The sequence below is a fragment of the Pyxidicoccus caerfyrddinensis genome (assembly GCF_010894405.1).
Classification (GTDB): Bacteria; Myxococcota; Myxococcia; order Myxococcales; family Myxococcaceae; genus Myxococcus; species Myxococcus caerfyrddinensis.
Window position 1 is genome coordinate 170446 of sequence record NZ_JAAIYA010000002.1, and the last position, 11757, is coordinate 182202.

An 11757-nucleotide genomic window follows, 5' to 3' on the forward strand; every position below is an offset into this window, starting at 1 on the left:
GGCCGGTAAGCTCGCGAGCTGGGGCGAGGCTCAGCTCGGAACAGGGTGTTTCAATGGTATCAAGACTGATAAGTGGAGGTTCGTCGTTCTGAATTTGTCGACAAGATAGGTAGCTGTGATGTCGGCAAGCATGGATGGGGTGGCATTGTTGAAGATGCTTGCGCCGACATTCGGGTGAATGAATGGTGTTGTTGTGTGTTTATTGCATGGTCCGCGCTTTCAGCAGGAATAGGGCCCATCCAGTGTCAATCCAACGGGTGGACTCCTTGGGCGTGCCTTCGAGATAGCGCAGCTGATTGACGAGCGCCTCATCAAGCGTACCGCCGGATTCATGTGCCGCCTGTTGGGCTGCCATTGCCCAGGCAAGGTCCGTGAGGCTGACCGTCCGCTCAGCAAAGCCACCTTTTCCGCCGTCGATGCGCAGCCCTCCTGCTGGAGCCCTGCCTACGACGCGGCACCGCTTCCCGTTGTGTTCGATGAATTGGTCCGGTGGGCTCTCCGCCAGGAAGCGGTCGACCCATGCCGCAGCCTGGCTTGTTGCCTCGTCGGGCAGACGCCTCGAGCTGCTACGACCATGGCCCAGTGCACGCCAGGTGTCATGGTCCACTGGTTCCGAAAGAGCCCATCGGCCCTCGTCATCTCGCCAGTGCACCACGCCCCAGTATTGCCAGGGGCTCTGCGGCCCCTCTCGCGTCAGCACGAAGGCGGTTTCAGCAGGGCGCCGGTCCGCGACTCTCAGGTCGATGCGGTCTGGCTCGGTGAGCATTCCCTGCTTCGAGACACACAGGAACAGATGGCCTTCGTAGCGCCCGGTCTTCGGTGCCGCGCTCAGGCCGAAGTACTCCATGAGCTGCCCATCCGTGAGCTGTGCCCCTCGCTCCGGGCCAAGCCGCTCGGGCGGGATGACTTCGGCGAGCAATGCGATGGGTACCACCGTCTTGCCTGCCTCGAACGAGGGACGCTCCGGATTGTCGGAACGCAGGAGCCAGAGACCATCGACTCGCACGAGCCTTTTCACCTGGTAGGCGTACCCAGCGGGGTCCGGCACCTGGACGAGGGCCACCTTGCCCTCCACGGAACCCGCACCGGCGGCTCGCGCGAAACGCATGACCAGCCAGTCGCCATCTCTGATGGGCCGTTCGCCTCCCTCCATGGAGTCACCCGAGGCGCGCACCGCGAACAGACCTTCGCCGCGTGTTTGGACTGGCAGTCGGACGTGCTCCGCTTCTGGTGCACTCTCCAGCGACACCGCAGGGTCCACCGCACCTGCGGCTGCTCGCAGGCTGGGAAAGGCCACAAGCGTTCCGGGGCGAACGAATGGAATGACCTCCGCCTGAACGGGCTCCACCCACCAGCCATCAGGTCCAGGCGTGAACCGGGCGCGAAACCCCGTTCCCGGCGCGCCCGCGGTGGGGCCAAACCACTGCCTCAAGAGGTCTGGTAGCTGGTTTCGCTGTGCCCCAGGTGAACGAGCCACGTTGATGGCGATCTTCACGAAGTCGAAGCGCCAGACACTGCCATCGGGCAGCCGGACATCCGTGGGGCCCGAGGGCAGGTCCGGGCGCTTGTCCCGGTCCGGCAGCTTGAGAATGGGGTCTCGCTTGTTGGAGAAGACCTTGGCCTCGAACGCCGTTCCCTCAAGCTGGGAATTTCGTCGCCGTCGGTACTGTGCGAGCCGATAATCTACCAGCTCGTAGGTCATCTCCTCGAAAGATTGCTTTCCTTCCGGCTCAATCGAAAGACGTGGGACGAACCGGTCATCTTCCACCCGGAACCACCTGCTGCCCTGGGTCCAGGCCTTGATGGGATTGGCCTTCCAGTAGGCGAGGAAATTCGTGGCGCTCGGGTTGCGAGGGTCGTCGAGCGCCTCCACGTCCTCCAGGTCCCGGAGCAGCTCGGGTGAGCGCTGCAGGAGGGCGAGGCTTCGCCGGGCCAGCTCGGGCAATGCCATTCCTCTCTCCAGTGCGTCCGCTTCGAGCAGTGCCTCCAGCAGCACCATCTTGAAGCACTTGTTCAGGGGCGTGAGCTCGAGCTCCTCGAACCAGCCCTGTCCCTTCTCCAGCGCGCGAGCCTCTCCTTCGTTGAGGTCTCCCTCGCTCTTCACGAAGTTGAACCAGCTCCCATGGACCTTGCGCAATGTCGTGGGGGCGTAACCCCGGCGGTACAGCTCGCCCACGCTGGGGCGGGTGCCTCGCGCATCTCGAAGCTCGCGGTAGATGCGCTCCACCTCTGAGCCTCCCGAGGGGAGCAGACGCTGGAGCAGGTCCTTGGCCTCCACCTCCACCTGCACGGCGCACCCTGGGGGCAGCTCGGGTTCCTTGCCGCCCACCAGGAAGTCGCGCAGCGACACCGGGCTCCTTCCCAGCGCGAGGAGCGTGCGCACCCGGTCGAGGAACACCTTGTGATTGCCCACGAAGTCGATGACGGTGACCTGCTCCTTGCCCTCGAACTTCCGCAGTCCCCGGCCGAGCTGCTGGAGGAACACCACCGGTGACTCCGTGGGGCGCAGCATCACCACCCGGTCGATGCTCGGGACATCGACACCCTCGTTGAACAGGTCCACGGCGCACACCGCGTCCAGCGTCCCTTCGGCGAGTTGCCGGAGCGACCAGGCCCGGTCCGCCGAACCCGTTCCCGAGTAGACCGCGACCGCGCGCACACCCTGGGTGGTCAACCACTGTTGGACGTAGTTGGCGTGGCTCACCGAACAGCAGAACACCAGGGTGCGGCTCGCGGCGTGTTCCCGCCACGCGCGCCACAGTGTCTGCATGCGTGCTTCCGTCTGCACCGCCTGGGCAAGCTGCTCGGAGTCGAAACGCCGGTTCCGCCAAGGGATGTTCTCGTAGTCCACCGCGTCCTTCAGGCCGAAGTAGGCGAAAGGCGCGAGCAGGCCCTCCTGGATGCCCTCGCCAAGGTCCGAGCGCCAGGCGAGATGGTCATCGAAGAGTCCAAGTACATCGCCGTCATCCGCGCGCTCGGGCGTCGCCGTGAGGCCCAGCAGGAACCGCGGCTCCAGACACGCGAGGATGGCCCGGTAGCTCGCCGCCGCGGCGTGGTGCACCTCATCCACGATGACGTAGTCGAAGGCCGCCGTCTCCCGGAGCCGCTGGAGTCCCTCCGGGCGTGAGAGCTTCTGGACCGACGCGAACACCACCTCCCCCGCGAGTTGGGAGCGCTCACCCACGCACCAGCCGAAGCGCAGACCCGGCATTTGTCTCCGGAAGGTCTCCGCCGCCTGGACGAGGAGTTCCTCCCGATGCGCGAGGAAGAGCACGCGCGGTGTTCGTTCCAGCTCCTTCCCGAACGCCTCCACGTCGAGCACGGCGAGCAGGGTCTTTCCCAGCCCGGTCGCGAGGACGACGAGCGCCCGGCGGCGCCCCTCTCTCCTACTGCGCGCCAGCTCCTCGAGGGCCTTCTCTTGCAAACCATGGGGCTCACGCCTGGCAAGCGTGGGCTCCGCTTCCACGTCACCCGGTGGGAGCGTACGGCCCGCATCCCGCGCCCGGAGGGCGTAGCGTTCCACCCACTCCGCATCCAGCGGCGATGCTCGCGTCCACCAGCCCTCGAAGGCCTCCACCACCTCGTTCCAGGCCCGTGGGTCGCGGTCGCGCTCGACGCGGAGGTTCCACTCGATGCCTGTCTTCAGCGCCGCCCGGGAGATGTTGCTCGAACCGACATAGGCCACCGCCAGCCCTGGCCCCAGGAAGCGCCACGACTTCGGATGGAAGGAGGGCACCCCCTGCTTCTCCACCTCCACCACTCGCGCCTCGAACCGTCCACGTCCTTCACGCTGGAGCGCGGTGTCCTCGTCCATCCAGTCGAGCAGCCGGCGCAGTGCGTCCGCCTGGGTGATGGCGAGATAGTCACCCGTGAGGATTCGGACCCGGGCCCCGCGAGTCAGTGCCGCGTCCACGGACTCGCGCAGCACTTCCAGCCCGCTGTCCTGGACGAAGGCCGCGAGCACCGCGACCTCCATCGCCTGCGAGAACAGCGGCTCCAGGTGATGAATGAACGGGTCCTTCGTGCCGCCCGTGGCCAGCGGCTTCGCCTGCCCGGTGAGGTAGTTGCCCTTGCCTGGAATCACGTGTCGGACTCCACCGCGAGGGTCCGCCATGTCTCCGGTGAAGCGCGGAATGACATGCACGTGCAGGTGGAACACCGTCTGCCCGGCCGCCTGACCCACGTTGATTCCAATGTTGTAGCCGTGCGGCTGAAGCTCCAGCTCCAGCCCGTGCCGCACCACGTCCACCAGCTCGAAGAGGGCGCGCTGCTCCTCGGCCGTGGCCTCGAACCAGGTGGCCACCAGCCGCCGGGGAATCACCAGCGTGTGGCCCGGACTCACCGGGAAGCCGTCGCGGATTGCGAAGGCATGCGCGTTCGACGCGACCCACTGGGATTCCGGAATCGACAGAAAGGGGGAGGACACTCAGGGACTCTAACCCACACCTCTTTCGGGCTTTCTCCACTCCGGGTCCGTGTCCCCTCGCCCTGTCGTCCCCCTCCCTCAGTCACACGGGAGGGCGGCACCTGGAATATGGTGCCCGGCCGCCCGTTCCCGGGCGTCTTCCTCACGACAGGAGCACGGATGTTCCGTCAGTCGTTACTCTGGGCGTCCTGCCTGGCCCTGCTCGCGGCCCCCGTCGCGGGCGCGCAGGGACAGGGCAGGGCGGCGTCCAAGCCTTCCTCGGCCACCACGCAGAAGCTCGGCGCCGGCATCGAGGCTCGCACCCTCAAGAACGGGATGAAGGTCATCGTCTGGCCCGACCAGGACATCCCCAACGCTGTCCTCTACAACTGGTTCCGCGTCGGCAGCCGCAACGAGTACCCCGGCATCACCGGCCTGTCCCACTTCTTCGAACACATGATGTTCAACGGCGCCAAGAAGTACGGTCCCGGTGAGTTCGACCGCGTCATGGAGGCCAACGGCGGCGCCAACAACGCCTTCACCTCCGAGGACGTCACCGTCTACATGGAGTGGTTCCCCCGCTCCGCCCTCGAGCTCATCTTCGACCTCGAGGCCGACCGCCTCCAGAACCTCGCCTTCGACCCCAAGGTCATCGAGTCCGAGCGCGGCGTCGTCTACTCGGAGCGCCGCTCCTCCGTGGACAACTACAACGCCGGCGCCCTCCAGGAGCAGGTCCAGGCCACCGCCTACGTCGCCCACCCGTACCAGTTCCCCGTCATCGGCTGGCCGTCCGACATCGAGTCCTGGAAGCTCGAGGACCTCCAGCGCTACTTCAAGACGTACTACGCCCCCAACAACGGCACCCTCATCGTCACCGGCGCCGTCACCCCCGCCGAAATCTTCGCGCTCGCGGAGAAGTACCTCGAGCCCATCCCCTCCCAGCCCGCCCCCGCCCCCGTCCGCACCCAGGAACCCGAGCAGCACGGGGAGCGCCGCGTCGTCGTCCGCAAGCTGGCCCAGTCCCCCATCCTCCAGCTCGCCTACCACGGCATCTCCGGGAAGGACGCGGACGCCGAGGCGCTCAACCTGCTCCTGCGCATCCTCGCCGACGGCGACTCCTCGCGCCTGCACCGCCGCCTCGTCGAGGAGGCCCGCGTCGCCATCAAAGTCGAGCCCCTGTTCTCCCCCGGCTTCGACCCGTCGCTCGTCTGGATTCAGGCGGACCTGCCCCCCGGCGGTGACCTCGCGAAGGTGGAGGCGATGCTCACCGAGGAGCTCGACCGTGTCGTGAAGGACGGCGTCACCGAGGCCGAGCTGCGCAAGGCCCGCAACATCGCCCTCGCCGGTTACTGGCGCGGCCTGGAGACCAATGACGGCCGCGGCCGCGCGCTCGGCACCGCCGAGGTCTTCCGCGGCGACTACCGCCAGCTCTTCGACGCCCCCGCACGGTTCGAGAAGGTCACCCGCGAGGACGTGCGCAAGGTCGCCGCGCGCATCTTCAACTCCCAGCGCCGCACCGTCGGGTGGCTCGTGCCCACCGACGAGAAGGACGCCACCCCCGACACCCGTAAGGAGGCCACGCGATGATGGCGCCCCTCTCCTGGAAGGTCCTGCTCAGCGCGCTGCTGCTCTCCGCCTTCCCCTCCGCCGCGCAGGGCCCCGCCACTCCGGCTCCGAAGCCGGCGACGCCTGCTCCGGCTCCGGCGCAGGGCGTAACGCTCCCCAAGCCCACCACCGTCACGCTGAAGAACGGCGCGAAGCTGCTCCTCGTGGAGCGGAGGAATCTGCCGCTCGTTTCGTTCAGCGCGTGGATTCGCGGCGGCGCGCTCGGCGCTCCCGCCGGCAAGGAGGGCCTGGCCGCCCTCACCGGCGAGCTGATGCAGAAGGGCGCCGGCCCTCGTGACGCCCGCCAGTTCGCCGAGGCCGTGGACGGAGTGGGAGGCACCCTCGAGGTGCTGCCCACCCTCGAGTCCCTCATCATCAACGGCCAGTTCATGTCGCGCGACACCGGGCTGATGGTGGAGCTGCTCACCGACATGCTCACCCGTCCGCGCTTCTCCCAGGACGAGCTGGAGAAGACGCGCGAGCGCATGGTGTCCGAAATCGCCTCCGCCAAGGACGGTGACCTGCGCGCCCTCATTGGCGCCTACTTCCAGGCGTTCCACTTCACCAGCCACCCGTACGGTGCCCCCGTGCGCGGCAGCGAGGCGTCCCTGCCGGGCCTCACCCGCGAGGACGTGCTCGCCTACGCGAAGAACCACCTCGGCGCGGACCGGCTCATCCTCTCCGTGGTGGGTGACTTCGACTCCAAGGCGCTCGCGTCGAAGCTGGAGTCCGCCTTCGGTGGCTGGGCGAAGGCCGCCTCGCCCGCGCCCGAGGTGCCCGCCACCTCCGCCTCCAAGGGCCGCCGCGTGCTGCTCGTGGACAAGCCGGACGCCACCCAGACGTACTTCTGGATTGGCAACACCGGCATCTCCCGCGATGACCCGGACCGCGTCGCCGTGGAGCTGGCGGAGACCGTGTTCGGCGGCCGCTTCACCTCGCTGCTCAACACCGAGCTGCGCGTGAAGTCCGGCCTCAGCTACGGCGCCAGCGCGTACTTCATCCGCAACTCGCGCCCGGGCCCCGTGGTCATCAGCTCGTACACGAAGACGGAGTCCACCGGCCGCGCCATCGACCTGGCGCTGGACGTGCTCTCGCGCTACCGCCAGTCCGGCATGGATGACGCCATGCTCGCGTCGTCCAAGGCGTACGTGCTGGGCCAGTTCCCGCCCACGCTGGAGACGGGCGCGCAGGTGGCCGGCAAGCTGTCCGAGCTCGCCTTCTACGGGCTCGACTCCAGCGACGTGGACGGCTTCGCCAGCGACGTCTCCGCCGCCACCCGCGACAGCGTGCGCGCCGTCATCCAGCGCACGCTGCCCTCGCCGCAGGACCTCACCGTCGTCCTCATCGGCAAGGCGTCCGCCATCCGCGACGTGGCCCGCAAGTACGGCACCGTCACCGAGATGAAGATCTCCGACAAGCGCTTCGCTCCGCTCGCCGCCCCCGCGAAGAACTGAAGGCGCGTCGCACCGCGCCGGCCCGAATCCTCTCGGGCCGGCGCATGTCAGACGGCTCACCCGTCGACGTCAGAGGCCCCCCGTAGGGTGTTCCACCCTTTCCATTCTTTCGGGGGTTTCATGTACCTGCGTCACTTCTCCCTCCTGCTCTGTGCCACGTGGCTGGGCTGTGCTGGCGGTGAGCCCGGCACCTCGTCGGAGCTCCAGGACGGCCAGTCCCCGGTGGACACCGACTCCACCGGCGGTGACGGCACCTGGATGGGCGTGCCCATCGCCGAGGGCTGTGCGTCCGATGGCGGCACTCCCATCGGCGACACGGTGCTCGTGACGAGCACCACCCGCTTCCACACCGCGGTGGGCGTCGCGGAGCGGACCGATGACCTGTCCACGCGCTCGCTCGAGGTGCTCGTCCCCAACGGGGCCACCTTCACGCGCCTCACCGGTGCGGCCGTGGACGGCGGCTACCAGTTCGCGGGTGTGCCCTCCGGCCCGTACTACCTGAAGACCGGCTCCAGCTACATCGTCACCGATGAGCGGCAGGTGGACATCGGCGGCAACCGCCTGGGCCGCGCGGACACCGTGCTCAGCCAGTAGTCGACGACGCCCGTGCAGCTCAACCTCGTGGGCCTGGCGCCGTGGGCGCCATGGCAGGGCAGCTCGGTTCCCGGCTCCAGCCTCCAGGTGGCCTCCCGGCAGGTGGACCTGTACGGCGGCGTGGACATCCTCGACGTCGACCCCACCGGGCAGACGAGCGTCGTCTCCACCGGCTCCGAGCTGTGGTCCGGCACCGGCCCCATCCCCGTGTTCGAGGCGGACAAGGGAGACCGTCTCGTCGTGAACCAGCTCAACCCCATGGACGCGGGCACGCTGCCGGATGGCGGCGCGCTGGCGTACTCCACGGTGGTGCGCAGCGTGGAGATGGGCGCCTTCGACTTCACCCCGGACGGCACCACGCCGCTGCCCATCACCGGGGTGATGCAGCCCGTGCCCATGGCGGAGTTCCCCATCGAGTGGCGGCTGCCCCAGTACACCGCCCGGGCCGCCGAGGTGCACCCGTCGGCCACGCCGTCCTATCCGTACTTCTACGTCACGCCCGCCGCGCACGGCCTCTCGGACGGCTGGGTGGGCTACTCGGGCGAGCTGCTCACCCTGCAGCTTCCCCGGGGCGCCTCGTATGACTTCACGCGCCGGCTGACGTACGGCAATCCGTTCCCGTCGAGCTGGGGCACGGTGGCCGCCGCGCAGTACTCGTTCCGCACCCTCCAGCCCATTCCGGATGGCTCGGGCAGCCAGCTCTACCTGTCGGGGACAATGGTGATGTACGACCGGCTGGACAGCCTCGTCGCGGGGCCCGTGCAGCCGCGCGTGTCTCCGCCCCGCGAGCTGAACATCGACGGTGTGCCCGCGAGCGTGGCGCGTGAGGTGGGCTCGGCCAGCCCCGTCATCTCGTGGCAGGCGCCCACGCTGGGAGGGGCCAACGCGTACCGGGTGAGCATCTACAAGTTCGACCCGGAGAGCTTCCTGGGCACGTCGTACGTCCGCTTGTACCTGCCCGGCTCGGCCACCCAGGTGCGGCTGCCGCCCGGGGTGCTGCCCTCGGGGGGCATCTACTACCTGCGCGTGGCGGCCATGGACTCGCCCGGGTCCGACATCGAGCGCAAGCCCTTCACCTTCGGCGAGTCGCTGCCCTTCGCTTCCTCGGAGGCCATCAGCTCCTTCTTCACCACGCCGTGAGCTGAGTCGTCGGGCCCGCTACTTCGCCAGCGCGCGGTAGCGGGCCTGGCACTTCTCGAATCTCCCCTGCACCGAGCGCGCGAACCACGCGGTGGTGCGCTCCGTCTTCAGCTTGGGGCTCCGCAGCGTCACCTGGGGAAGCTGCGCGTAGGCGGGGGACTCGCCCGTCTCCCGCGCGTAGACGCGCTTCACCGCGCGGAACGTGTCGGTGTCCTCGAAGTCCCGCTCCTTCTCCTTGCGCACGTCCCGACGCACCTGCCGCTCGCTGACTTCCGGGGCGTAGCGCTGGCGGAAGGCGAGCAGCGCCTGGAGCGACTTGCTGTCGTCGTCCAGCGGCTCGCCCTGCTTGTCGTAGAGCTGGAGGTCTCCGTCCGGCGCCAGCGCCAGGCCCGTGAGGCGGCTCACCTGCGCCTGTAGGGCCGCGTTGCGCGAGGCGTAGACGCCCGCGTTGTAGTCCGCGAAGCGGAAGAGGGGCTCCGGGTAGGCGGCCTCGTAGCCCAACAGCCGCGCGGTGCCGTAGCGCACGCCTCCCGCTCGCGTGTACATCCGCTCGCGCACTTCAATCGGGTCCGCGTCGTCGCCTTCCTTCTCCACCGCGTACCGCACGCTCACCTGCATGGATCCGGCGGTGGTGATGGGGTTGAGGTCCTCCAGCTTCCCCGACGCGAAGAGCGAGCTGGCCAGGTCCGCCAGCGCGTACGTCTTCGGGTACTTGTCCTCGTAGTACGCGAGGATGTCGCGGAAGAGCCGGTCCAGGTCGTGCTCGGTGCGCACCGTGCTCAGCCGCTCGTCGAAGGTGCGCTTCTGGCCCGGCGCCTTCCCCTCCAGCACGGAGGCCAGCACCTTGCGGCCTGGGGGGCCCAGCTTGTCCGCGTGCGACTCCAGTCGCGTGCGTACCAGCTTCGGCAGGCCCGGCACCGCCGGGTCCGCCTCGAAGCCGGACTCCTGCTCGATGACGGCCAGCACCGAGCACACCGCCGGCGGCGAGGGCGCGAGCTCCTCCACCTCCAGCGCGGCGAGAACGTCCCTCGCCCAGCCCTCGCGCTCCTTCACGTTGGGTGGGAGGAGCCGCGCCACCTGCTCCACGGTGAGCCGGGGCGGAGGCGGCACGGAAGGCTCCAGCGTGCCCGCTCCGCGCCTGCACGCGGTGAGCGCGCAGGCCGCGAGCAGCACGGTGAGCCAGAGGTGACACCGCGTCCCGGACCGCCGGGGTGCTCCTGCCTCCATGCGCTCGCCTCCAGGGCTCCACACTCGGACACTGCAACAGCCGGTGGGGTGCCATCGCCCGCGGGCCGCCCGCTCTCTCGACGGGTGGGCGGCCGGGCGAATTCATGAACCGGGGCGTCATACCGCGTGACGCCCCGGCCGCGTGGAGGAAGCGTGGCGCTAGCGGCGAATCTGCACGTCGCGCGCGACGGTGCGGCCGCCCATGAGGACGAACTGCGCGCGCACCGGTGTGCCCTCCTCGAGCCCGCGCAGGGAGACCTTGCGGCCCTGGCGCAGGCCCCGGCTGCGGCGGTCCAGTTGCAGCTCGTAGACGCCGCCCTCCTGGTCCCTCACGGTGATGGCGTTCTTCCCCACCCGCGTGACGCGCCCGCTCACCGAGCTGGAGGCGATGACCACGTCCTCCAGCGTGGCGCCCGCGTTGCCGCTGCCGCCCGTTGCCGCGTCCTTCGCCGCGCGCGCCGCGCCCAGGTGCCAGGCTTCATCGTCGCTCGCCTGCACCGCTTCGTAGCCAATCATCACCCGGCCGCCTCGCGCGGGCGCCTGCGCCGTGCCGGCTGCTCCCGGGGATGCGGTGCCAGTGCCGGTCGCGGCCGTGCCCGTCGCGGGCGCACCCGCCGTGCCCGTGCCCGTGCCCGTGCCCGTGCCTGCGTTCGCGTTCGCCGAGCTGGCCGATGCTGGCGGGGTGCCCGTGTTCGTCGCGTTGGCTCCCGCCGGAGCGCTGGCTGTCGAGCCGCCTTCCGTTGGCTCACGCACCTGCGTGCCGGTGGGCGGCGCGCGCCGCTCTGTTGTGCCGGGCTGGACCACCGGGCCCTGCGCCACTGCATTCATCACCGGCGCCTGGATCCCCAGGGCCCCCGCCTCCGCGGTGTCCGGCGACGCCGCCTCCACACGCGGTGCAGCCGAAGAAGTGTTGTCCTCTCCACGCTCGTGACACCCCGAGGCCAACGCGCAGAGTCCCACCATTCCCACCCACGCCCATCGACTGCCCATCCGTCCACCTCGCGTTCCCATCCGAATTGACTCGCGGCTTGCCGCTGCAAGCTGCGTGCTTGCCCGTCAGGGTGGGAGCGACGTCACCGGTAACACGGTGGCGGGTAGACAGTGGCCACCTGGGATGTGCGGTGGCGGACGATGGGGCGGCTCCTTCAGGTCCAGGAACGGCACGGCAACCGGGTCCCACCCCGTCGGGCGGCGGACTCGTGGAAGGAATGTTCCTTCCGCCATACCGCGAGACGGCACGGCGCCCGGGGTCTCCCTTGGGCGGAGGACTCGTGGAAGGAATGTTCCTTCCGCCAGACCTCAGCCAGGCACGGCACCCGGGGTCTCCTTCGG

General features: G+C 69.0%; 7 protein-coding genes. 4 read left to right on the plus strand and 3 right to left on the minus strand.

Going from position 1 to position 11757, the window contains the following annotated elements:
* Positions 1-199: 199 nt before the first annotated feature.
* A complete protein-coding gene (locus G4D86_RS04310; RefSeq protein ID WP_163989671.1) occupies positions 200-4426 on the minus strand; it encodes a DEAD/DEAH box helicase family protein in 4227 nt (1408 codons plus the stop codon).
* Positions 4427-4585: 159 nt separating this feature from the next.
* Between G4D86_RS04310 and G4D86_RS04315 the strand changes: the two genes are divergently transcribed.
* The 4 genes from G4D86_RS04315 to G4D86_RS04325 all read left to right on the plus strand — a co-directional run bounded on the left by G4D86_RS04315 (position 4586) and on the right by G4D86_RS04325 (position 9198).
* Positions 4586-5992 carry a M16 family metallopeptidase gene (locus G4D86_RS04315; RefSeq protein ID WP_205519454.1) on the plus strand — a complete coding sequence of 469 codons (1407 nt, stop codon included), beginning with the start codon at positions 4586-4588 and terminating at the stop codon, positions 5990-5992.
* A complete protein-coding gene (locus G4D86_RS04320) occupies positions 5989-7464 on the plus strand; it encodes a M16 family metallopeptidase (protein WP_163989674.1) in 1476 nt (491 codons plus the stop codon). Before G4D86_RS04315 ends, G4D86_RS04320 begins: the two co-directional genes overlap by 4 nt.
* 120 nt (positions 7465-7584) lie before the next feature.
* Positions 7585-8058 carry a hypothetical protein gene (locus G4D86_RS52580; protein ID WP_240360034.1) on the plus strand — a complete coding sequence of 158 codons (474 nt, stop codon included), beginning with the start codon at positions 7585-7587 and terminating at the stop codon, positions 8056-8058.
* Positions 8059-8070: 12 nt separating this feature from the next.
* Positions 8071-9198 carry a hypothetical protein gene (locus tag G4D86_RS04325; RefSeq protein ID WP_240360035.1) on the plus strand — a complete coding sequence of 376 codons (1128 nt, stop codon included), beginning with the start codon at positions 8071-8073 and terminating at the stop codon, positions 9196-9198.
* Positions 9199-9216: 18 nt separating this feature from the next.
* Here the strand turns inward: G4D86_RS04325 and G4D86_RS04330 are convergent, their stop codons facing one another.
* Together G4D86_RS04330 and G4D86_RS04335 are read right to left on the minus strand one after the other, a co-directional pair.
* The gene (locus tag G4D86_RS04330) at positions 9217-10425 is read right to left on the minus strand and encodes a DUF1615 family protein (protein ID WP_163989677.1); all 1209 of its coding nucleotides are present in this window, start codon (positions 10423-10425) and stop codon (positions 9217-9219) included.
* Positions 10426-10584: 159 nt separating this feature from the next.
* Positions 10585-11253, minus strand: coding sequence for a hypothetical protein (locus tag G4D86_RS04335; protein WP_240360036.1), 669 nt, complete (start codon positions 11251-11253; stop codon positions 10585-10587).
* Positions 11254-11757 lie beyond the last annotated feature (504 nt).